This window comes from Prauserella endophytica, from assembly GCF_005146945.1.
Classification (GTDB): domain Bacteria; phylum Actinomycetota; class Actinomycetes; order Mycobacteriales; family Pseudonocardiaceae; genus Prauserella_A; species Prauserella_A endophytica.
Map to the genome: position 1 here is coordinate 149001 of NZ_SWMS01000007.1, position 20479 is coordinate 169479.

Genomic DNA, 20479 nt, shown 5'->3' on the forward strand with positions numbered 1-20479 from the left:
TCTGCTCCCTCACTCGGCGACGAAGCCGCGGACGTAGGCGTCGATCGTGCCCGCACAGGCGATCTTGTCGTCGTCGCGCAGGTCGGAGTACCGGACGATGTCGGGGTGGATGCTCTCCCCCTGGCGCCCGCAGGGGCAGCCCCGGAGGTCGACACGGATCTTGTCGCCGGTGATCGTCCCGCCCCAGCGCCCGTCCACGGTCGAGTCGAAGAACGCGGCGCGGCCCTCCACCTCACCGTCCGATCCGGACGCCGGCGCCTCGCCGTCCTTGTCCAGCACGAACAGGGTCAGCCCGGCGGGCACGTGGTAGCGGCCCTCGGCGCACCTGGGGGCGCGCAGGTTCAGCTCCTGCATCGAGTAGTAGTGGTAGAAGCGGGACGGCGAGATGTTGAGCATGCGGAAGATCCGCTCCTGGTAGTCGGGCGGGAGCGTGTTGCCCTTGAGACCGCCGCCGGTCATCAGCGCGTTCTCGCCGGTGAGGTCGCCGGCCGCGGCGCCGGACTCCTCGAGGATCTCGCAGAGCCGGAACAGCGGCGCGAACATCGAGTTGAAGAAGATGCGCTCGTGCCGCCGCTTCAGGATGTGCTCGGCGAAGTGGCGCAGGCGCTCCTCGGTCTGCCGTTGCCGGTTCGCGCCGTCGGCCTCGATCGCCGCGACATCGTCGGGGTTCGCGGTGCCGTCGGCCATGGCCTTGCGAATGACGGCGACGCGAGAGAGGTAACTGTAGTGGTCCTTGCGGACCTCGGCGGTGGGTACCGGGATGGAGTCCGGCCTGGCGTAGGCGTCGAGAATCATGTCGCGGGTGGCCTGGTGAGCGCTCACGCCGGTGTCGGGTCCGACCGGAATGACGTGCCACGTGCGCTCGGGCACCACGCCAAGGTCGGCCAGGCCGTCCAGCATGTTCCGCAGTGAGGTCTCCCGGTCGCGCCGGGTCTTGTTGAGAAACGACGCCTTGCCGCTCGTCCCGCTGGAGCTGGTCACCAGATGTCCCGCCGATTCGAGCCGCTCGATCCAGTCGTCGACGGTCTCGACCCCGGTCACGTCCACGTCGACGCGATGAGTCGACAGCGAGTCGAGCCAGCGGTTCAACTGCGCCCACCGGCCCTTGCTCACGAGGGTCTCGGGGTAGCTCTTGTAGGTGGTGTGGGGGAAGAGCAGCGGAACGAGGTCCTCCTTGGCGCGGATCGCGGAGATGCCCTCCGCGTCGGCCCGCTTCGCCAGCACGGGCACCTGACGGCGCCGCTCCTGGAACCGCTCGTCGAGCGCCTCGATGGTCTCCCGCTGGTTCGTCGTCGTTGACATCGCGCCTCCGGCTGGGGTGAGGGGATCGCACTATTAACTATACTTGCGAGTCTAGTTATGTCCAGGGCTTTCGTTCTGGCAGACTGCGGCAGATGACGCCACCGACTCGATCCCGCAGGGGCGGGAGGCCGACGCGCGAGCAGGCGAGGCTGCTCGACGAGACGGTGCGGGAGCGCGCACTCGAGCTGTTCCTGGAACACGGTTACGAGGACACCTCGATGGACGCCATCGCGGCCGCGGCCGGCACCACCAAGGCGTCGCTCTACGCCCGCTTCCCCGGCAAGGAAGCCGTCTTCCGTTCGGTGATGGCGTGGGCGATGCAGCGCGCGGACTGGCCCGTCGCGGAGCCACCGCCGCCGGACCTCGACGACCTGGAGGGCGCGCTGACCGCCATCGCCGAGACCGCGCTGCGGCGCGCGCTCGACCCGGCGATGGTCCGCCTCGGGCAGGTCGCGATCGCCCACGCGACCCGGTTCCCCGACATCGCCCGGAACGCGTACTCCGCCGGGTTCTGGCCGCGCAGGCAGCTCGTGGTGGAGCTGCTGAACCGGCACGCGGAGACCGGCGACATCGCCCTGGCCGACGACCCGGAGGTGCTCGCCGAGCACTTCCTCGGGCTCGTCTCAGGCACCCCGGCGCGGCTCGCCTCCTTCGGCATCGTGCGCGCCGAGGCCGACCGGCGACGACACGTCGCCAGTGCGGTGCGCCTCTTCCTCCGCAGCCTGCGTACCTAGGTCTTCACGATCCGCAGACAGAACGCGGTGATCCGGTCCACATCGGACGGCGCGGGCACGGACCGGCCCCAGAGGTGGTCGGCCAGCGTCCCGACGGTGGCGTGCGCGGCGAGCGAGGCGTCGAACGCGGCATCGGCACTCCCGAGCGCCGCGAACGGCTCCCGCAGCAGCACTGCGAGCAGCCCGGTGACCGACGGCGGACCCGACGGGGCAGGCCCGGTCACGCCGCCCGCGTTCCACAGCACGGCCCGCGTGGTCGCCGCGACGTCCCCGGACGCCTGCGAGAGCACACCCGCCACCCAGCGCCGGACCTTGCCCTCCGGCGTGGGCTCCTTGCTCATCTGGTGCGCGACGTAGCCGCGCAGCCGTTCGCTGCCGTCCTCGAGGATCGCGGCGACGAGCGCGTCCTTCGAAGGGAAGTGCCGGTAGAACGCCTCGTTGGACAACCCGGCCGCCGCCACGATGTCGGCGACCCTCGGCCGGGAGGTCGTGCCGCCCGCCCGCATCAGCTCCAGCGCCGCGTCGAGCAGCCTGCGGACCTCCCCCGCGTAGTCGGCTCGGCGTTTGGCGAGCGAACGCTGGGCGATCCGGCTCGCGACGTCACTCTCCACGGGACTCACACCGGCCCCAGGCCGTCGACCCGCAGCAGTGAGCCGGTGGTGTATCCCGAGGCGTGGCTCGCGTAGTACAGCGCGGCGGTGACGATCTCCCCGGGATGGCCGAACCGCCGCAGCAGCACGTTCGGCACGTCCTCGCCGGGCGAGGTAGAGGTACCGTCCTCGTCGAGGGTCCGCCAGCCGCCATCTGCGCGGGTGCCGCCGGCGGGTCGCCCAACGGCGTGCGGGGCAACGGTTTGCGCACGCCCTTCGGCCTGCCCGTCGAGTAGGGCATCTTGCGCCCCTCGCACTCATCGGGCAGCTCCCGCGCGGTCCCGGCGGCCAGCACGTCGTCGTAGCGCTCGAACCCGGGCAGCTCGCCCGCCGCCGCGACGCTCACGGGGACACGGGTGCGCTCGAGACCGGCGGTGACCCCGGCCATCGCCTCACTCGCCACCAGCGCTCGCTCCGCAGTCGTCGAGCACGTACTGCGCCTCGCCCGGCCGTAGATGGTTGTCGATGGCCGTGTAGTACAGGCCGCTGCGCTGTGCGGCCCACGCGGCGGCGAAGCGAACGGAGCGTTCGTGCAGTTGCGCGAAGGTCACCACCTCGCCGCCGGAGCCGCCGAGGACGATCGCCGGCGCGTCCGGACTCTCGCGCGCGTACCGGCTCGGCGTGAGCAGGGTGCCGGTCACGGGGCGGCCTCCTCGGCACCGAGGACCACGAAGGCCACCGTCGCGGGCGCTGCCGAGGCGTTGCGCCAGCCGTGCATCGTCCCGTTCTGCACCACCGTGTCGCCTGCCCGCAACGTGACCTCCTCGCCGGAGTCGAGCACGAGCGTGAGCTCGCCGTGCAGCACGATCCCGTAGTCGACCGTGCGCGTGACGTGCATGAAGATCCGCTCGGGTGAGGCGGGGCCGTCCGGTGGCGCCGTGCCCATGCCGGGCGGGAAGACGTTGACGAAGAACCGTGATCCCTTGGGCCCCGGGAAGAACGCCTGGCCGGAATGGGTCGGGTCGGCGCCGTCACCGGGCACGGCTGGAACGTCGTCGGTCGCCCACAGGTGAACGGTCTCGTAGCCGGGCGCCCGTTCGTCTGTGAGCACGCAGGGAGCGGGCCCGTCGCTCACCACTCGTGCCGTGCCGTCGTCCGCGAGGCCGGTGACCACTCGTCGCGTCGCCATGGGCCGCTCACCGGTGCAGGGCGGCGCACACGCCGCCGTCGACGAGGAGGTCGGTGCCGGTGAGGAACGCGGCCTCGTCGGAGAGCGCGAACGCGACCACCGCCGCGACGTCCTCCGGCCTGCCCTTGCGGCCCAGCGGGGTCTGCCGCACGAGCGCCGCCATGCTCGGGTGGCTCTGTTCCTCCTGCCTGCCCTGCGGCGTGTCGATGATCCCCGGCGACACCGAGCAGATCCGGGCGCCCACGGGCCCCAGGAGCACAGCCTCCCTGCGCACCAGCCGGTGCACCCCGCGTTTGGCCCACGCGTAGGCGGTGCCCGTGTCCTCGAGCGGCGCGCCCAGAGCGTCGTGCAGCCGCTCCGGGAACCGCTCTGCGAGCGGGTCGTCGAGTGCCGCGAGTACGGCGGGGTGCTCCTCGGCCGGGCCGAGCAGCGGGGCCATCGAGGCGAAGCACACCAGGGCGGTGCCCTCGGTGGCGAGAGGGCGCAACGCCTCCGTCAGCAGCGCCGTGCCCACGAGGTCGACGGTGAGGATGCGGCGCCAGTCGGCCATCGTCGGGGAGATGCCCGCGGCGTGTGCCACCGCCCGCAGCGTGCCGGTGTCGGCGACCCGATCGGCGAGCCGGGCGAGCCCGTCGCGATCGGTGACGTCCAGCGCGACCGGTTCGACGTGCGCGGACCCCTCGGCCGCGAGCTTGCCCGCGGCGGCGCTCACGCCCGCCTCGTCGCGGTCGACGAGCAGCAGCACGTCCACCATCGTCGTGAGCCGGCGCGCGCACGCCAGCCCCATCCCCCGGCCCGAGCCGGTCGCGATGCCCACGGTCGTCATCGGCCTTCCTCCTGTCGTCGTCCGGTGCCGGGCGCGGCCCAGCATCGCATCAGTCCCGGCTCCGCCGCCCTGCTGACGAGCTCGAGCCGGAAACCCGTGGTGCTGCAGGTGCTGCGCGGAAAGCTGAGGTACGGCGCGCGGCCGGAGCCCGTCCTGCTCGCCTCGGTGACGCAGCCGTGGGCGGCGAGCACGGCGGAGTCGGCGGCCACGTCGTCGGACCAGCGGCCGACGTGGTGGATGCGCCGCCTGCCACCGGTTCCCACCGCGCCGACAGCGTGGCCATGGTCGCCTCGACCTCCTCGGCACCGTTGCCGGGACGAAACTGGTCTCCAACTCACATGACACACTACTTGCCTTCAAGAATCACGTTCTCGTTCGCGAGAGACATATTCTCACTCCCGGCGAGGAGGCGCAATTGTGTGGGACCAAGCGCAAGATCATCGATCCGCTGAAGGAGGAGGGTGCGCCGCCGGCAGCTGTGGGCCACGCACCTCGGCCCCGAGCTGGGCGGCCAAAGCTACGGGCAGCTGAAACTGGCCCTGCTCAACGAGATCCTCGGCCGCTCGCAGTGGGCGCCGATCGTGTTCGGCTGTCAGGCGCCGGACACCGGCAACGCCGAGATCATCGCCCACTACGGCACCCGGAGCAGCAGGAGCGCTACCTCCGCCCGCTACCGGACGGCGAGCTGTTCTCGTCGTACTCGATGACCGAACCGCAGGCGGGCGCCGACCCCGCGCGCGGTGCGCGACGGTGCCGGCTGGGTGATCAACGGCTGGAAGTTCTTCTCCTCCAACGCGAAGACGTCGTCCCTCCTGATCGTGATGGCGGTGACCGACCCCGACGTCAGCCCCTACCCGGGGATGTCGATGTTCCCCGTGCCCACCGACACGCCGGGCGTCGGCCTGTACGGCGAGCCGGAGAACGAGGGATTCCACGCGTTCATCCACTACGAGGACGTTCGCGTTCCCGCCGACGCGCTGCTCGGCGGAGAGGGCCAGACGTTCGACCTCATCCGCTGACCCGGCCACCCCTGCAGTGAAGGCCACCTTCACTGCGCCCAACGCAGTGAAGGTGGCCTTCACTGCAGAGCGGACCGCCCGCTAACCGGTGGGCACCAGGCTGGGCGGTGCGGGCAACAGGTCTCCGCTGCGGAACACCTCCGTCACGTCGACCGATCCGGCGGGTGCCGCGGTGGCTGCCAGCGCCTGCGCCTTGAACGCCCTCGCCGCCACGCTCAGCCGGTGGCGCACGGAACCGCTGTCCTCGTCGAGCCCCCCGGTCCAGTCGTCGCCCCACAGCCGTACATCGGTCAGCCCGTGGTCGAGCGAGCGCACCACGAGCCGCTGCACCCGATCGTCCGATTCGTACAGTCCCGCGTCGACGGCGAGGGCGTGCGGCCGGGGACCGCTCACGCGCGAGGTCAGCGCCGCCTCAAGATCCACTCCCTTGGCCCCGAGGATCCGCAGCGGGCGGGAGTTCAGCGGGTCGGCGACGAGCACGAGCACGTCCCAGCCCGCCATCACGCGGTCGAACAGCCAGCCTCCCGCGGCCCGCACGACCTCGGCGGTGGTCGGGGACACGACCACCAGCCTCGGCCTCAGGGGACGTCTGCGTGCACGGTGAGCTGACGTGCCAGTGACCTGGTGTACTCCTTGAACACCGCGGTCAGCGAGATCGACGGGTCGAGCAGCCATGATGTCTCCATCCCGTAAAGAAAGGCGACGATTTCAACGGCCTTGACGGCCGGATCCACATCCGGGCGATACCGGCCGGCGCGTTGCCCTTGTCGGATCCCCTCGGCGACGGTGTCGACCGCGGCGCGATACCTGACGAGCAGACGATCGTGCAGCGGAGCCTCGGGGTCGAGGTTCTCGATCAGGAGAACGACGAACATACCGACCAGGTCGGGCACCTCGTCGAAACGCGCGGCGACCCCGTCGATCTGGTCGATGATGTCGCCCGAGGTGTCCCGGTGAGCGTCGTCGTAGGCATCGCGTGCTTCGAGCACTGCGTGCAGCAACTGCTCCTTGGACTCGAAATGGTGCAGCAGGCCTGCCGGACTGATCCCGGCTTCACGGGCGATCTGGCCGAGTGTCGTGTTACGCCAGCCCTGTCGCACCAGCAGCCGCTGGGCGATGGTCAGGATGCGTTGCCGCCGATCCTCACCTTTGGCGAGCAGCGTGGCATAAGGACGTTGATCGGACACCGAACTCCCTTGTTCAACCGACCTACTGAACATACATTAGGTTGGTTTGCGAGCTGTGACAAGGGTCTCAGCGAAAGCGGTCCGCGGCCTCAGAGGCCGAGCGACTTCGCGATGATCACCTTCATGACCTCGCTCGTCCCGGCGTAGATCCGGGCCACGCGGGCGTCGGTGTACAGCCTCGCGATGGGGTACTCGGCCATGTAGCCGTAGCCGCCGAAGAGCTGCAGGCAGCGGTCGACGACCCGGCCCTGCGTCTCGGTGCAGAACAGTTTCACCTTCGCGGCGTCGGCTCCGGAGAGCTCGCCGTCCACCAGCGCCAGCACGGCGCGGTCGAGCATCGCCTGCGCGGCCTCGACCTCCGCGGCCATGCCCGCGAGCTCGAACTTCGTGTTCTGGAACGACGCCACCGAAGTCCCGAAGGCCTTGCGCTCCTTCACGTACTCGGTCGTCGTGGCCACCGCGGCCCGCGCCTGCGCGACCGAGCCGACCGCCACCGTCATCCGCTCCTGCGGCAGGTTGTGGCCCAGGTACCGGAACGCCTGGCCCTCCTCGCCGAGCCGGTTGGCCACGGGAACGCGGACGTCGTCGAACGACAGCTCCACGGTGTCCTGGACCTTGAGCCCGATCTTGTTGAGCACCCTGCCCCTGCTGAACCCTGGCATGCCGTCCTCGACCACGAGCAGCGTGAGCCCCGCCCTCCGGTCCCCCGGGTCGGCCGACGTCCTCGCCACCACGATCACCAGATCCGCCAGCAGCCCCCCGGTGATGAACGTCTTGGCGCCGTTGAGTACGTAGTGGTCGCCGTCGCGCACCGCCGTGGTGCGGACGCCCGCGAGGTCGGAGCCCGTGCCCGGCTCGGTCATGGCGATGGCGGTCAGCAACGTGCCCGCCGCGAGCCCGGGGAACCAGCGGTCGCGCTGACCCGCGTCCGCGTAGGCGAGGAAGTACGGCAGGATCACGTCGAGCTGGGTGCGCACGGTACCGAGCGTGACCAGCGCGCGGGAGGCCTCCTCCTGCAGCACGACGTTGTAGCGGTAGTCGGCCATACCCGCTCCCCCGTACTCCTCGGGGATGGCGATGCCCAGCACGCCCAACGCGCCGAGCTTCGCGAACACCTCCCTCGGCATCCGGCCCGCCCGCTCCCACTCCTCGTAGTGCGGCACCACCTCCTTCGCCACGAAGGTCCGCACCGTCTCGCGGAAGTCCTCGTGGTCCGCGGTGAAGACGTCTCTGCGCACGGCTCCTCCTCAGTCGGCGAGCTCGACGAGTGTGGCGTTGGCCGTGCCGCCGCCCTCACACATGGTCTGCAGGCCGTAGCGAATTCCGTTGTCCCGCATGTGCTGGATCATGCGTGTCATGAGCACCGCGCCGGACGCGCCGAGCGGGTGCCCTAGCGCGATGGCGCCGCCGAGCGGGTTGAGCAGGTCCGGGTCGGCGCCGGTCTCGGCAAGCCACGCCAGCGGCACCGGCGCGAACGCCTCGTTCACCTCGAAGACCTCGACGTCGGCGAGCGCGACACCGGCCTTGCGCAGCACCATCTCCGTGGCCGGGATCGGCCCGGTGAGCATCAGCACCGGATCGGCTCCCGTCACCACGCCCGCGCGGTACCGCACCAACGGCGTCAGGCCCAGCTCGCGCGCCTTCTCCGGGGTCGTCACCAGCAGCGCGGCGGCGCCGTCGGAGATCTGGGACGAGTTGCCCGCGTGGATCACGCCGTCGGCGGTGAACGCCGGCTTCAGCCCGGCGAGAATGTCCACAGTGGTCCCTCGCCGGACACCCTCATCGGCGGTCAGCGTGTCCATCCGGACGAGCCGGGCGGACAGCGCACCACTGTCCTGAGCCGCGGCGGCGCGTTCGTGCGACAGGGCGGCGAACTCGTCGAGGCGGGTGCGGGAGAAGCCCCACTTCTGCGCGATCTTCTCCGCCGAGATGCCCTGGTTGAAGGAGAAGCCGTCGTATCGCTCCAGCACCTTCGGCCCGTACGGCATGCCGCTGGCCCGCGCGGCCCCCAGCGGCACCCGGCTCATGACCTCGACACCGCCGGCGACGACCACGTCCTGCTGACCCGACATGACGGCCTGCGCGGCGAAGTCGAGCGCCTGCTGGCTCGACCCGCACGCGCGGTTGACAGTGGTGCCGGGAATGCTCTCCGGCCAGCCCGCCGCCAGCACCGCATAGCGGCCGATGTTGCTCGACTGGTCGCCAACCTGGGAGACACAGCCCCACACCACGTCGTCCACCACGCCCGGGTCGATCCCGGCCCGCTCGGCCAGCGCGGTCAGGACCACGGCCGAGAGGTCAGCGGGGTGCCAGGTGGAGAGCCCACCCTTCCGCTTGCCCACGGGGGTACGGACCGCCTCGACGATGACCACTTCACGCACGGGTTACCTCCACCTCACGGTCATGACCGGCCCGCCGCCCAGCGGCCGGTGAACACCGGCTCGCGCTTCTCGGCGAACGCGGCGTACGCCTCCGGCACGTCGGCCGTGGCGAAGTTGATCGGCTGCGCCCTCGCCTCGCTGGCGAGGGCCTCGCGCAACGTCCGGCCGGCGCCCTCGTTGAGCAGCGCCTTGGTCTGGGCGAGCGCGACCGGTGGGCCCGCCGCGAGCCGGTCAGCCAGCTGCTCGACGAACCCGTCGATCTCCTCGCCGGGCACCACCCACGTCACGAGGCCCAGCGAGAGGGCCTGCTCGGCGTCGACCAGCTCGGCGAGCAGGGCGAGCCGTTTGGCCTGCTGGAGCCCGGCGAGCTTCGGCAGCAGCCACGAGCCGCCGCAGTCCAGCGACAGCCCTCGCCGCGCGAAGATCTGCGAGAACCGCGACTCCGGTGTGGCGACCACGAGGTCGCAGGCGAGTGCCAGGTTCCATCCCGCGCCGACCGCGACCCCGGTGACCTTGGCGATCGTGGGCACCCTCAGCTCGTGCAGCAGCAGCGTGACCTCGGTGGGGATGCGCAGCTTGTCCACGGGGTGCACGTCGGCCCGCGCCGCGGCGAGGTCGGCGCCCGAGCAGAACGCGCCGCCGGCACCGGTGAGCACGAGCGCCCGCACGTCGCGATCGGCGGCCACCGCCCCGAGCGCACCGCGCAGCGCCTCCCACAGCTCGGCGTCGAGCGCGTTCTTGCGCTGCGGGCGGTTCAGCGTCAGGGTCCGCACGCCCGCGCGATCCCCGCTCAGCAGCACCGGGGTCACGGCAGGGCCCCGATCGCGCCCTGCTCGCGCAGCCCCGCGATCTCGGCCTCGCCGAGCCCCAGCTCGGCCAGCACCGCGTCGGTGTGCTCGCCGAGCGCGGGGATCGAGCCCATCGGCGGCTCGTAGCCCGCGATCACCGGAGGAGGCAGCAGTGCGGGCACCCGGCCCGCAGGGGTGTCGATGTCGCGCCAGCGCTCGCGCGCGGCCAGCTGCGGGTGGGCGACGACCTCGCTGGGGACGTTGAAGCGGGAGTTGCCGATGCCCGCGTCGTCGGCGCGCTTCTGCACGTAGGTGAGGTCGTGCCGGGCGCACCACGCGCCGAGTTCGCGGTCGAGCAGGTCGCTGTGCCGCACGCGACCCGAGTTGGTGCGGAACCGGTCGTCCTCGGCGAGGTCGGGTCGCTGGAGGAGGTCGCGCGCCAGGCGCTGCCACTCGCGGTCGTTGGTGGTGCCGAGCACGACGGTCTGCCCGTCGGCCGTGGCGTAGGCGCCGTAAGGGGCGACCGCGGGCGAGCCCATGCCGCGCGGCTGCTGGTCGACACCGGAATGCCGGGTGTAGGTGAGCGCATAGCCCATCAGCTCGGTCATCGTGTCGAACAGGCTCACCGCGATCGTGCCGGACCGGCGGGCGTAGAGCAGCGACAGCACCGACAGCGCCGCGTAGAGCCCCGAGCAGACGTCGGCCATCGGCGGGCCCGGTTTCGCCGGCGCCCCCGGCGATCCCGTGATCGCGCAGGCACCCGACTCGGCCTGCACCAGCAGGTCGTAGGCGCGCTTGTGCGAAAGGGGCCCGCCGGGGCCGTAGCCGTCGATCTCCACGGCGATCAGCTCGGGATGCCGCTCGGCGAGGTCGGCAGGGGCGATGCCGAGGCGGGCCGTTGTGCCGGGCGTCAGGTTGGACACCAGCACGTCGGCCCGGTCGAGCAGGCGGTGCAGCAGCTCCAGCCCTGCCTCGGACTTGAGATCGAGCGTCACCGACTCCTTGCCGCGGTTGACCCACACGAAGTGGGCCGCGAGGCCGTTCACGACGTCGTCGTAGTGGCGGGCGAAGTCGCCGCCACCGGGGTTCTCCACCTTGATCACGCGGGCGCCGAGGTCGCCGAGCGTGCGGCTGCACATCGGCGCGGACACCGCCTGCTCGAGACTGACCACCGTGACGCCGGCCAGCGGTCCCGGCATCACATCACCATGCCGCCGTCGACGGGCAGCACCTGCCCGGTGACGAACGAGGCGGCGTCGGAGGCGAGGAACACGAAGGCGCCCGCGACCTCCTCCGGCTCGGCCCAGCGGCGCAGCGGGATCCGGGCGAGCATGGTCGCCGCGAACTTTTCGTTGGTGCGGATGGTCTCCGTCATCGGCGTGGCCGCCAGCGGGGCGAGCGCGTTGACGAGGACGTTCCTCCTGGCCAGTTCCCTGGCGAGCGACTTGGTGATGCCGATGATGCCCGCCTTGGCAGCCGAATAGTTGACCTGGCCGAGCGTGCCCGTGATGCCGGCGGAAGAGGTGACGTTGATGATCCGCCCGGTGCCGTCCTCCGGCAGGTACGGCAGCGCCGCCTGGGAGCAGTTCACCGTGCCCATGACGTGGATGTCGAGCACGCGCCGGAAACCGTCCTCGTCGAGGTCGGGGAACATCGCCGGCGCCGTGACGCCCGCGTTGTTGACGAGGATGTGCAGCCGCCCGTCGGAGAGCGCGGCGGCACGGGCGGCGGCGTCGCCCGCCGAGGCCCGGTCCCGCACGTCCAGCGCGGCGCCCTCTGCCTTGCCGCCCTCGGCGCGGATCCGCTCGGCGACGGCGGAGGCGGCGGCACCGTCCACATCGGTCACCAGCACGGCGGCGCCCGCGTCCGCCAGCGCTCGCGCGACCGCGGCGCCGATGCCCCCAGCGGCTCCGGTGACGAGCGCGGAACGTCCCGCGAGGTCGAACAGCCCGGTGTTGTCGGCCATCAGTAGCTCCTCGGCATTCCCAGTGTGTGTGAGCCCAGGTAGTTCAAGACCATCTCCTGGCTGACCGGTGCGATGCGCATGACCCTGGCCTCGCGGAAGTAGCGGGCGACGTCGTACTCCTCGGCATAGCCCATGCCACCGTGGGTCTGCAGCGCCCGGTCGGCCGCGGTGAACCCGGCGTCGGCGCAGAGGTACTTGGCGGTGTTGGCCTCGCGACCGCACGGCCTGCCGTTGTCGTAGAGCCAGGTCGCCTTGCGCAGCACCAGTTCCGCCGCGTCGAGCCGGGCCAGCGAGTCGGCCAGGGGGAACTGGATGCCCTGGTTGGCGCCGATCGGCCGGTCGAACACCACGCGCTCACCCGCGTACCGCACGGCCCTGTCCAGCGCCACCCTGCCGAGCCCGAGCGCCTCGGCGGCGATGAGCATCCGCTCGGGGTTGAGCCCGTCGAGCAGGTAGGTGAATCCCTTGCCCTCCTCGCCGACCCGGTCCTCGGCCGGCACGCGCAGGTCGTCGATGAACAGCTCGTTGGAGGTGACGGCGTTGCGGCCCATCTTGCGGATCGGCCGCACCGTGACCCTGCTCCGGTCGAGGTCGGTGAGGAACAGCGTCATCCCGTCGGTCTTCTTCTCGACGTCCTCGTACCGCGTGGTGCGCGTCAGCAGCAGGATCTTCTCCGACTCCATGGCCTTGGAGATCCACACCTTGCGGCCGTTGACGACGTAGTGGTCGCCCTCGCGCCGCGCGAACGTCGTGATGCGCGAGGTGTCCAGTCCCGCACCGGGCTCGGTGACCCCGAAGCACACGTGGAGGTCGCCGGTCGCCACCCTCGGCAGCGTGCGCCGCTTGAGTTCCTCTGAGCCGTGCACCACCACCGGGTGCATGCCGAAGATCGATAGGTGGATCGCGCTCGCGGCGTTCATCCCGCCGCCGGAGCGAGAGACCTCCTCCAGCACCAGGGACGCCTCGGTGATGCCGAGCCCGTGCCCGCCGTAGGCCTCCGGGATCGTGATGCCCAGCCAGCCGCCCTTGGCGATCGCGTCGTAGAACTCGCCGGGGAACTCGTGTGCCTGGTCCTTCTCCATCCAGTACCGGTCGTCGAACCGCCTCGCCAGCTCGGCGACCGACTTGCGGATGATCTCCTGGTCCTCGGTCAGCGCGAAGTCCACTGCGCCCTCACCGGGCCGCGGCGACGGCCCTGCGCGCCCGCTGGCGGTAGCCCTCGAGCTTCTCGGAGGGGTCGATCACCCGGTGGCTGCGCGACTGCACGGAGACGTCGTGGTCCTTCGCCGCGCGGCGCAGTGCCCCTACGGTGGCCTGCTCCTTCGGCACATGCGCGAACGGATCGAAGGAGTACCAGCGCATCGCGTTCTGGTAGGTCATCTTGTCGATGTCGGAGTCCGGCACCTGGAAGCGCTCCATCACCCCGCCGAGCTCCTCGGGCGCGCCCGGCCACATCGAGTCGCTGTGCGGGTAGTCGGCCTCCCAGCAGATGTTGTCGATGCCGATCTCGTGCCGGAGCTTCACGCCGAGCGAGTCGCTGATGAAGCAGGTGAGGAAGTGCTCGCGGAACACCTCGCTCGGCAGCTTGCCGCCGAAGTCCTGCAACGTCCACGTCGCGTGCATCTCGAACGTGCGGTCCACGCGCTCCAGGAAGTACGGGATCCAGCCGGTGCCGCCCTCGGACAGGGCGATCCTGATGTCGGGGAACTCCTTGATCACGCGCGACCACAGCAGGTCGGCGGCGGCCGAGACGATGTTCATCGGCTGCAGCGTGATCATCACGTCCGGCGGCGAGTCCACCGCGGGGATCGTGAGCCGCCCGGACGATCCGATGTGGACCGACAGCACCGTGTTGGTGTCGCACAGCGCCTTCCACAGCGGGTTCCAGTACTCGTCGTGGAAGCTCGGGTAGCCGAGGGCGGCGGGGTTCTCGGAGAACGTCAGCGAGTGGCAGCCCTTCTTCGCGACCCTGCGCACCTCGTCCGCGCAGGCCTCGGCGTCCCAGATCACCGGCAGCGCCATGGGGATGAACCGGCCGGGGTAGGCGCCGCACCACTCGTCGATGTGCCAGTCGTTGTAGGCGCGCACGAGCGACAGGGAGAAGTCGGGATCCTCGGTGGCGAACAGGCGCGCGGCGAACCCCGGGAACGAGGGGAAGTTCATCGACGCGAGCATCCCGCCCGCGTTCATGTCCTTGACCCGCTCGTGCACGTCGTAGCAGCCGGGACGGATCTCATCCAGTCCCTGCGGCTCCATGCCGTACTCCTCCTTGGGCCGCCCGGCCACGGCGTTGAGCGCCGCGTTGGGGATCACCGTGTCGCGGAACTTCCAGACATCGGTGCCGTCGTCCTGGTGCACCAGCTGCGGAGCGTCCTTCTGGTACTTCTCCGGCAGGTGGTTCACGAACATGTCGGGCGGCTCGATGATGTGGTCGTCGACGCTGATGAGGATCATGTCGTCCCGGTGCATGGCGGTTCCTTTCAGTCCGAGGCTGGCAGTGGTTTGGCGACCTTGGTGGTCATCGGGACTCCGTCGCAGCTGAGCTCGCCCGCCCCCGAAGCGGTGCAGAGCAGCTCGAGCGTCTCGTTCGCGTCCACGTAGCGCTTTCCGATGAGCGTGGTGGCGCCGGCCGCGGCCGGCTTCGGCGCGGCCGCCGCCGCCGACGCGGGAACCATCGGGCTGCCCCCGCACGTGATGACCGGCTGCCCCTCGGCCGGGGCGCGGACGACCACCACCCTCGTGGTGCAGACGGTGCTGGCGAGCTGGTCACCGGGACTCAGCGTCGATGCTGATGAGCTCATTCGACGTCCCCTTCGCGCGGTCGACAGGAACCTGATGCTCTCAATGAGAGAAAACTATCTTCTCATCATAGGAGAATCAACCTTCGCTCGGGAGCAACCGCGCCGGGGCCGCGCCGGGCAGCGCGCTCGACATGGCGGCGCGGCGAACCGGCGACCTTCCCGCGCGCCCGCCCGTTTGCCGGCGGCGACGGTCGGCAGGACAAGGCGGACTGCACCAGAGCGCGCCGTGGTTCGGGCCGGACGGCTCCGCGCCGTGACTGAGCCGGCTCTCCCACGGCCAGCGCTGGGCGAACCCGGGCCGCCGGAGAAGCACGCGGGCAGGTGCGCGTTCTCCTCCGACGGCAGGCCTGCCTGGTTGCGCGTATGCCCACACAAGATCGCGAGCTGGGACTTCGCAGAGCTCGGCCGCCAGGGAGTTGACGTGGCGCCACACCCATGGAAATCTTGTCGTCGTTGAATGAGAATGACATTCTCATCGGTAGGAGGACCCGATGCGCCTGCCACCGCTGCCCGCCGAGGAGTGGGACGATCGGACACGTGCCGCGCTGGCCGGCCTGGTCCCGAGGAAGCGCCAGGATCCCGAGGGCGCTGGCGTCGCGCTCTCCACCCTGGTCCGCCACCCCGACCTGGCCAAGGCGTTCTTCGGCTTCAGCACGCACCTGATGGCGCGGTCGACGCTGCCGCCCCGGCTGCGCGAGCTGGCGATCCTGCGCGTGGCCCGGCGCCGCGACTGCGCCTACGAATGGGTCCACCACGCCGCGTTCGCCGCGGAGCTGGGCCTGACCGAGGCCGAGATCGAGGCCGCGGGACGCGGGAAGTCGGCCGACGAGTTCGAGAGCGTCGTGCTCGGTGCCGTAGACGAGCTGGACGAGAACACCACGCTCTCCGACGAGACCTGGTCCGCGCTCGGTGAGCGGCTCGACGAGCGCCAGCGGATGGACCTGGTGTTCACCATCGGCGGCTACTGCCTGATGGCGATGGCCTTCAACACCTTCGGCATAGAGCCGGAACACGAAAGGTAGACCTGTGGCGCACAGCTGTTCCCCGACCGACGACCTGGTGGAGATCCAGCAGTTGCTCGCCCGGTACGCGGTGACCATCACCAAGGGCGACATCGACGGACTGCTCGCGGTGTTCACGTCGGACGGCACATACAGCGCCTTCGGCGACACCTACCCCCTCGCCGAGTTCCCCGCTCTGGTGGAGGCCGCGCCGAAGGGGCTGTTCCTCACCGGCACGCCGGTGGTGGAGCTCGACGGCGACACCGCGACCGGCACGCAGCCGCTGTGCTTCGTCGACCACGCCACCCACGACATGCGCATCGGGTACTACTCCGACACCTACGCGCGCACCGAGGACGGCTGGCGGCTGCGCACCAGGGCGATGACGTTCATCCGCCGCAGCGGCGCCCACGACTCGGGCCGCCCGCACGCCTACCGGCGCGGCGAGGCATGAACGTCGAGGAGTTCCGGTCGGGTGTGCGGGCCTGGCTCGACGAGCACGACCTCTCCCCCGGCCACGACGGCTCGTTCGCCGGAGAGGTCGCGCAGCTGGCCCGCGTCCGCCGCGCTCTGTTCGACGCGGGCTGGATGCGCTACGGCTGGCCTGAGGAGATCGGCGGGCTCGGCGGGCCCGCCGTGCTGCGGGCCGTGCTCGGCGAGGAGGTCACCACCCGCGAGCTGGCCGATCCCGGCATCTACTCGATGGTCGAGGTGCTCGCGCCGACGATGCTCGCCTACGCACCGAAGCGGCTCGCCGCCGAGATGGTGCCGAGGCTGCTCGACGGCAGCGAGCAGTGGTGCCAGGGCTTCTCCGAGCCCGGCTCCGGCAGCGACCTCGCCTCGCTGACCACCAGGGCGCTGCCACGCGGGGACGACTGGGTGGTCAGCGGGCAGAAGGTGTGGACCAGCCTCGCACAGTTCGCCTCGCGCTGCGTGCTGCTCGCCCGCACCGCGCCCGGGCACGACGGCATCACGGCGTTTTTCCTGGACATGGACACCCCCGGCATCACCGTGCGTCCACTGCGGACCATGCACGGGCGCGAGGAGTTCTGCGAGGTCTTCCTCGACGACGTGGTGGTGCCCGGCGACCGGATCCTCGGCCGCCCCGGCGACGGGTGGCGCCTGGCGATGGACCTGTTGCCGCACGAGCGCTCGACGTGTTTCTGGCACCGGATCGCCCACCTCTACACGCGGCTGGACCGGCTCACCGCCGAGACTTCCTCCGCCGACGACGGCGCGCTCGGCGCCGCGTTCCTCGCGCTGCACACGATCCGCTGCCGCTCCCACGCGACACAACGGCGGCTCGCCGACGGCGCGAAGCTCGGCCCCGAGACCTCCGTCGACAAGGTGCTGCTGGCCACCGCGGAGCAGCGCCTGTTCGACACCGCCCGCGACCTCCTGCCCGGTGTGCTGGAGCTGGACGAGTCACCGTGGCGGTCCGAGTTCCTGTACTCACGCGCGGCGACGATCTACGGCGGCACCGCCGAGATCCAGCGCAACATCATCGCCCGCAGGCTGCTCGGCCTGGGAAGGGAATGACCGTGGACACCACCGAGCTCGAGCTGCTGGCCGAGACGCTGCGCAAGACTATGACGTCGCTCTCGGGCACCGGCCTCGACGAGGTGCTGACCGGGCTGGGCTGGGCCGAGCTGCTCACCGAGGCGCGCGACGTCGCGATCTCCACGGTGTTCTCACTGCTCGGCGAGACCGGCGCGCACGCACCACTGATCAACGACGTCGTGCTGACCGCGGCCGGCGGGGAGGCGGGCGGCACGGTGACCCTGCCCTACGCGGGCGGGGCGTGGGTGCGGTGGGAGCGCACCAACCAGCCGGGCGCGGCGCTCGACCCCGAGCTGCCGCTCCACCACGCCGACGAGGGCGAGCGCGTTCCGCTCGCGGAGGGCCGCAGGGCGCTCGGCTGGTGGCTCGTCGGCACCGCCAGGGCCATGCTGGAGCTGGCGCGCGCCCACGCGCTCGACCGCGTGCAGTTCGGCAAACCCATCGCCTCGTTCCAGGCCGTGCGGCACCGGCTAGCCGAGACACTGGTGGCGATCGAGGGCGCGGAGGCCACCCTCGTGGCCGCCGGGGACGAGCTCGGCTCGCTGCTGGCGAAGGCGGCCGCGGGGCAGGCGGCACTGACCGCGGCACGGCATTGCCAGCAGGTGCTGGGTGGGATCGGCTTCACCGCCGAGCACGAGCTGCACCGGCACGTGCGGCGCGCACTCGTGCTCGACGGCCTGCTCGGCAGCGCGCGGGAGCTGACCCGCGAGGCCGGGACGGTCCTGCGCGAGAACGGCAGGGCGCCCCGGCTCGTCGAGCTGTAGGGCTCAGGTGTTGCGTCCGCCGTTGACGCCGAAGACCTGGCCGGTGACGTACCCGGCCTCCTCGCTCACCAGGAACGCGCACGCCGCCGCGATGTCCTCCGGCGTGCCCGGCCTGCGCACCGGAGTGCGCGCGGCGTGGTGGTCGACACCGTCGCCGAGAAAGCCGCGGGCCTCGTTGCGCCGGGTCATCGGGGTGTCGATGAACCCGGGCGGGATCGTGTTCACGGTGATGCCCTGCGGCCCCAGCTCCAGCGCGAGCGCCTTGGTGAAGCCAACGACACCGGCCTTCGAGGCCACGTAGTGCGTCATGAACGGCTGCCCGCTCTGCGCGCTGGAGGACGAGATGGTGACGATGCGGCCCCAGCCCGCCTCGGCCATGTCGGGCACTACGGCCTGGCAGCAGTGAAACGTGCCGGTGAGGTTGACGGCGACGATCCGCTGCCACGCCTCCTCGGTGATGTTGAGGAACTTCTTGAAGCCGTCCTTACCCGCGGAGTTCACCAGGATCGAGACCGGCCCGAAGCGCTCACGTACCGCGCCCAGTCCCTCGTCGATGCTCGCGCGGTCGGCGACGTCGACGGCGGCCGGGAGCGCGGAGCCGCCATCGGCCTCGATCCGTTCCGCCGCGGCCCGCGCCGCGGCGGCGTCGAGGTCGAACACGGCCACGCGCGCGCCGTCCCTGGCCAGCCGCCGCGCCACGGCGAGGCCGATGCCCGAGGCCGCACCGGTCACGACGGCGACCCTGCCCGCTGAAGGTCTCATGTGGACGGCTCCCGGTCGTCGCGGTACACCTGGCCGCCCTTCATGACGAACCGGACCTGCTCGGTGACACCGATGTCGGCCAGCGGGTCGCCGGGCACCGCGATGATGTCGGCGAGGAGTCCCGCTTCGAGGCGGCCCCGGTCGTCGGCGTCGATCAGCTCGGCGGCGACGGTGGTGGCGGCCCGGATGGCCTGCAGCGGTGTCATCCCGCGCTGGACGAGCGCGAGCAGCTCCTTCGCGTTGCGCCCGTGCGGGATCGCCGGCGCGTCCGTGCCGCAGGCGATGCGCACGCCCAGCTCGATGGCTCTGCTTATCGTCGCCCGCGAGCGGGGAAAGACCTCAGCCGCCTTGGCCTGCAGCTCGGGCGCCGCGTTGGAGGTGTCCATTCCCTCGGTGAGGTAGGTGGTGGCCACGAGGAACGTCTCCCGTTCCAGCATGCGCCGCAGGGTCGCCTCGGTGGCGAGGGAGCCGTGCTCGATGCAGTCGATCCCGGCGTCGAGCGCGGCCCGGATGGCGTCGTCGCCCATGCAGTGAGCGGCGACCTTGAGCCCGGCCCGGTGCGCTTCGTCCACAATGGCCGCGAGTTCCTCGTCGGAGTACTGCTGGGCGCCGGCGGGGCCGGTGTGCGACATGACCCCGTTGGACGCGCAGACCTTGATCACGCGCGCGCCGTGCTTGACCTGGTAGCGGACCGCCTTGCGTACCTCGGCCACGCCGTTGGCGATCCCCTCCTCCACTGTCAGCGGCATGATGTGCGGGGCGAAGGCCTGGAACATCGTGGGGTCGAGGTGCCCGCCCGTCGGCGTGATGGCGTGCCCGGCGGGCACCACCCTCGGGCCGTCGATCCAGCCGAGGTCGATGGCCTTCTTCAGCGCGACGTCGAGCAGCAGGCCTCCCGTCTGGACGAAGAGGCCGAGGTTTCGCACGGTCGTGAACCCGGCGCGCAGGGTCCGGCGCGCGTTCGCGACGGCCCGCAGGGTGCGCACGGCCGGGTCGTCCTGCACGGGGTTGAGCGGGCTGCGGTGGTCGGGGCCGCCGAGCAGGAGGTTGACCTCCATGTCCATCAGTCCCGGCAGGAGTGTCACGTCGCCGAGGTCGAGCACCACGGTGCCGTCCGGCACCGTGGTGGGCGCGACCTCGGCGATGCGGCCGTCCTGGACGAGCAGCTCGCCGGGCTCGACGAGCTCGCCCTTGTCCACGTCGAGCATCCGGGCGGCCCGCAGGTGTATCGGTGGTCGCGGTGCGCGCGTTCGGCCCACTGTCCGGTCCTCAGACGGCGGGTTCGAGCACGGCGTCGATGCTGGAGGCACCGCTGTCGGGCACGCGGGCCTGGCGCCAGGCCTCCACGGGGAAGGCGACGGTCACCAGCGAGCAGAACAGCCACAGCAAGTGCTTGTCCTCCTCGCCGATGTCGTCCATCGAGACCTGCTGCAGGTACTCGGTGCTGCTCTCCAGGCGCGGGTATGCGGCGTCGTAGAACGCCTGCAGCTCGTCCATGCTGCTGGCGATCCGCTTGGCGTAGCGCGCACGCTCGGTCGGGATCGCCCAGTCCGCGAACGGCTCCAGGTCGGCGAACTCGGGGGGCAGGACATTGGCCATGATCGTCTCT

General features: G+C 71.1%; 27 protein-coding genes. 7 read left to right on the forward strand and 20 right to left on the reverse strand.

The features are described 5' to 3' along the window. Positions 1-9: 9 nt before the first annotated feature. The gene (locus FCN18_RS15135; RefSeq protein ID WP_137095401.1) at positions 10-1302 is read right to left on the reverse strand and encodes a hypothetical protein; all 1293 of its coding nucleotides are present in this window, start codon (positions 1300-1302) and stop codon (positions 10-12) included. A gap of 92 nt (positions 1303-1394) precedes the next feature. On the opposite strand from FCN18_RS15135, the gene FCN18_RS15140 reads away from it, so the two are divergent. After that, complete coding sequence (locus tag FCN18_RS15140; protein WP_137095402.1) at positions 1395-2036, forward strand: TetR/AcrR family transcriptional regulator; 642 nt, start codon at positions 1395-1397, stop codon at positions 2034-2036. Here the strand turns inward: FCN18_RS15140 and FCN18_RS15145 are convergent. From FCN18_RS15145 to FCN18_RS15165, 6 genes are all read right to left on the reverse strand, one after another. Then, complete coding sequence (locus FCN18_RS15145; RefSeq protein ID WP_206077899.1) at positions 2033-2647, reverse strand: TetR/AcrR family transcriptional regulator; 615 nt, start codon at positions 2645-2647, stop codon at positions 2033-2035. The two genes, FCN18_RS15140 and FCN18_RS15145, sit on opposite strands and share 4 nt — an antisense overlap. A 5-nt stretch (positions 2648-2652) precedes the next feature. Then, entirely contained in the window at positions 2653-2943 is a 291-nt protein-coding gene (locus FCN18_RS39750; RefSeq protein ID WP_206077900.1) for a Rossmann-fold NAD(P)-binding domain-containing protein, read from the reverse strand. 135 nt (positions 2944-3078) lie between these two features. Then, entirely contained in the window at positions 3079-3327 is a 249-nt protein-coding gene (locus FCN18_RS15150; RefSeq protein WP_137095404.1) for a hypothetical protein, read from the reverse strand. Then, the gene (locus FCN18_RS15155) at positions 3324-3815 is read right to left on the reverse strand and encodes a cupin domain-containing protein (protein ID WP_112267546.1); all 492 of its coding nucleotides are present in this window, start codon (positions 3813-3815) and stop codon (positions 3324-3326) included. Before FCN18_RS15155 ends, FCN18_RS15150 begins: the two co-directional genes overlap by 4 nt. A 7-nt stretch (positions 3816-3822) precedes the next feature. Then, positions 3823-4641 carry an SDR family oxidoreductase gene (locus FCN18_RS15160; RefSeq protein ID WP_137095405.1) on the reverse strand — a complete coding sequence of 273 codons (819 nt, stop codon included), beginning with the start codon at positions 4639-4641 and terminating at the stop codon, positions 3823-3825. Continuing rightward, positions 4638-4904 carry a hypothetical protein gene (locus tag FCN18_RS15165; protein WP_137095406.1) on the reverse strand — a complete coding sequence of 89 codons (267 nt, stop codon included), beginning with the start codon at positions 4902-4904 and terminating at the stop codon, positions 4638-4640. Before FCN18_RS15165 ends, FCN18_RS15160 begins: the two co-directional genes overlap by 4 nt. A 198-nt stretch (positions 4905-5102) precedes the next feature. Here FCN18_RS15165 and FCN18_RS40135 point away from each other — a divergent pair, with 198 nt between their 5' ends. Together FCN18_RS40135 and FCN18_RS40140 are read left to right on the forward strand one after the other, a co-directional pair. Further along, positions 5103-5348: a hypothetical protein gene (locus FCN18_RS40135; RefSeq protein ID WP_228713966.1), complete on the forward strand. Its 246-nt coding sequence runs from the start codon at positions 5103-5105 to the stop codon at positions 5346-5348. 33 nt (positions 5349-5381) lie between these two features. Then, complete coding sequence (locus tag FCN18_RS40140) at positions 5382-5660, forward strand: acyl-CoA dehydrogenase family protein (protein ID WP_228713968.1); 279 nt, start codon at positions 5382-5384, stop codon at positions 5658-5660. Between the two features lie 81 nt (positions 5661-5741). Here the strand turns inward: FCN18_RS40140 and FCN18_RS15175 are convergent, their stop codons facing one another. From FCN18_RS15175 to FCN18_RS15220, 10 genes are all read right to left on the reverse strand, one after another. Further along, a complete protein-coding gene (locus FCN18_RS15175) occupies positions 5742-6221 on the reverse strand; it encodes a hypothetical protein (protein ID WP_206077901.1) in 480 nt (159 codons plus the stop codon). Positions 6222-6238: 17 nt separating this feature from the next. Beyond that, positions 6239-6847: a TetR/AcrR family transcriptional regulator gene (locus FCN18_RS15180; protein WP_137095407.1), complete on the reverse strand. Its 609-nt coding sequence runs from the start codon at positions 6845-6847 to the stop codon at positions 6239-6241. 89 nt (positions 6848-6936) lie between these two features. Continuing rightward, the gene (locus FCN18_RS15185; RefSeq protein ID WP_137095408.1) at positions 6937-8085 is read right to left on the reverse strand and encodes an acyl-CoA dehydrogenase family protein; all 1149 of its coding nucleotides are present in this window, start codon (positions 8083-8085) and stop codon (positions 6937-6939) included. Between the two features lie 9 nt (positions 8086-8094). Beyond that, positions 8095-9228 carry a thiolase family protein gene (locus tag FCN18_RS15190; protein ID WP_137095409.1) on the reverse strand — a complete coding sequence of 378 codons (1134 nt, stop codon included), beginning with the start codon at positions 9226-9228 and terminating at the stop codon, positions 8095-8097. A 20-nt stretch (positions 9229-9248) separates the two neighbouring features. Continuing rightward, positions 9249-10037, reverse strand: a complete 789-nt coding sequence (locus tag FCN18_RS15195) for an enoyl-CoA hydratase/isomerase family protein (RefSeq protein ID WP_228713970.1) — start codon at positions 10035-10037, stop codon at positions 9249-9251. After that, positions 10034-11215 carry a CaiB/BaiF CoA transferase family protein gene (locus FCN18_RS15200; RefSeq protein ID WP_112267558.1) on the reverse strand — a complete coding sequence of 394 codons (1182 nt, stop codon included), beginning with the start codon at positions 11213-11215 and terminating at the stop codon, positions 10034-10036. The genes FCN18_RS15195 and FCN18_RS15200 overlap by 4 nt, the downstream gene beginning before the upstream one ends. Continuing rightward, on the reverse strand, positions 11215-11982 hold the full coding sequence (locus FCN18_RS15205; RefSeq protein WP_112267559.1) for an SDR family NAD(P)-dependent oxidoreductase: 768 nt from the start codon (positions 11980-11982) through the stop codon (positions 11215-11217). Before FCN18_RS15205 ends, FCN18_RS15200 begins: the two co-directional genes overlap by 1 nt. Then, positions 11982-13148, reverse strand: a complete 1167-nt coding sequence (locus tag FCN18_RS15210) for an acyl-CoA dehydrogenase family protein (RefSeq protein ID WP_112267560.1) — start codon at positions 13146-13148, stop codon at positions 11982-11984. The genes FCN18_RS15205 and FCN18_RS15210 overlap by 1 nt, the downstream gene beginning before the upstream one ends. 7 nt (positions 13149-13155) lie before the next feature. Continuing rightward, a complete protein-coding gene (locus tag FCN18_RS15215; RefSeq protein ID WP_112267561.1) occupies positions 13156-14451 on the reverse strand; it encodes an amidohydrolase family protein in 1296 nt (431 codons plus the stop codon). 11 nt (positions 14452-14462) lie between these two features. Then, the gene (locus tag FCN18_RS15220) at positions 14463-14783 is read right to left on the reverse strand and encodes a hypothetical protein (protein ID WP_137095410.1); all 321 of its coding nucleotides are present in this window, start codon (positions 14781-14783) and stop codon (positions 14463-14465) included. A 491-nt stretch (positions 14784-15274) separates the two neighbouring features. Between FCN18_RS15220 and FCN18_RS15225 the strand changes: the two genes are divergently transcribed. The 4 genes from FCN18_RS15225 to FCN18_RS15240 are packed head-to-tail and all read left to right on the forward strand — an operon-like array spanning position 15275 to position 18108. Continuing rightward, positions 15275-15805, forward strand: coding sequence for a carboxymuconolactone decarboxylase family protein (locus tag FCN18_RS15225; protein WP_137095411.1), 531 nt, complete (start codon positions 15275-15277; stop codon positions 15803-15805). Positions 15806-15809: 4 nt separating this feature from the next. Beyond that, the gene (locus FCN18_RS15230; protein WP_137095412.1) at positions 15810-16238 is read left to right on the forward strand and encodes a nuclear transport factor 2 family protein; all 429 of its coding nucleotides are present in this window, start codon (positions 15810-15812) and stop codon (positions 16236-16238) included. Next, positions 16235-17323: an acyl-CoA dehydrogenase family protein gene (locus FCN18_RS15235; protein ID WP_112267565.1), complete on the forward strand. Its 1089-nt coding sequence runs from the start codon at positions 16235-16237 to the stop codon at positions 17321-17323. The genes FCN18_RS15230 and FCN18_RS15235 overlap by 4 nt, the downstream gene beginning before the upstream one ends. Before the next feature lie 2 nt (positions 17324-17325). Then, entirely contained in the window at positions 17326-18108 is a 783-nt protein-coding gene (locus tag FCN18_RS15240) for an acyl-CoA dehydrogenase family protein (protein ID WP_206077902.1), read from the forward strand. A 3-nt stretch (positions 18109-18111) separates the two neighbouring features. Here FCN18_RS15240 and FCN18_RS15245 read toward each other — a convergent pair whose 3' ends face one another. Genes FCN18_RS15245 through FCN18_RS15255 form a run of 3 tightly spaced genes read right to left on the reverse strand, consistent with a single transcriptional unit; the run spans position 18112 to position 20469 of the window. Further along, positions 18112-18870, reverse strand: coding sequence for an SDR family NAD(P)-dependent oxidoreductase (locus FCN18_RS15245; RefSeq protein ID WP_137095413.1), 759 nt, complete (start codon positions 18868-18870; stop codon positions 18112-18114). Then, positions 18867-20129, reverse strand: coding sequence for a metal-dependent hydrolase family protein (locus FCN18_RS15250; protein WP_206077903.1), 1263 nt, complete (start codon positions 20127-20129; stop codon positions 18867-18869). The genes FCN18_RS15245 and FCN18_RS15250 overlap by 4 nt, the downstream gene beginning before the upstream one ends. Before the next feature lie 10 nt (positions 20130-20139). Next, on the reverse strand, positions 20140-20469 hold the full coding sequence (locus tag FCN18_RS15255; protein ID WP_112267572.1) for a hypothetical protein: 330 nt from the start codon (positions 20467-20469) through the stop codon (positions 20140-20142). Positions 20470-20479 lie beyond the last annotated feature (10 nt).

Bases quoted from the DNA above. Each gene is read 5' to 3' on its own strand.
- FCN18_RS15135 (WP_137095401.1), bottom strand. From the start codon at position 1,302: ATGTCAACGACGACGAACCAGCGGGAGACCATCGAGGCGCTCGACGAG.
- FCN18_RS15140 (WP_137095402.1), top strand. From the start codon at position 1,395: ATGACGCCACCGACTCGATCCCGCAGGGGCGGGAGGCCGACGCGCGAG.
- FCN18_RS15155 (WP_112267546.1), bottom strand. From the start codon at position 3,815: ATGGCGACGCGACGAGTGGTCACCGGCCTCGCGGACGACGGCACGGCA.
- FCN18_RS15160 (WP_137095405.1), bottom strand. From the start codon at position 4,641: ATGACGACCGTGGGCATCGCGACCGGCTCGGGCCGGGGGATGGGGCTG.
- FCN18_RS15200 (WP_112267558.1), bottom strand. From the start codon at position 11,215: ATGCCGGGACCGCTGGCCGGCGTCACGGTGGTCAGTCTCGAGCAGGCG.
- FCN18_RS15205 (WP_112267559.1), bottom strand. From the start codon at position 11,982: ATGGCCGACAACACCGGGCTGTTCGACCTCGCGGGACGTTCCGCGCTC.
- FCN18_RS15215 (WP_112267561.1), bottom strand. From the start codon at position 14,451: ATGCACCGGGACGACATGATCCTCATCAGCGTCGACGACCACATCATC.
- FCN18_RS15220 (WP_137095410.1), bottom strand. From the start codon at position 14,783: ATGAGCTCATCAGCATCGACGCTGAGTCCCGGTGACCAGCTCGCCAGC.
- FCN18_RS15225 (WP_137095411.1), top strand. From the start codon at position 15,275: ATGCGCCTGCCACCGCTGCCCGCCGAGGAGTGGGACGATCGGACACGT.
- FCN18_RS15235 (WP_112267565.1), top strand. From the start codon at position 16,235: ATGAACGTCGAGGAGTTCCGGTCGGGTGTGCGGGCCTGGCTCGACGAG.
- FCN18_RS15245 (WP_137095413.1), bottom strand. From the start codon at position 18,870: ATGAGACCTTCAGCGGGCAGGGTCGCCGTCGTGACCGGTGCGGCCTCG.
- FCN18_RS15255 (WP_112267572.1), bottom strand. From the start codon at position 20,469: ATGGCCAATGTCCTGCCCCCCGAGTTCGCCGACCTGGAGCCGTTCGCG.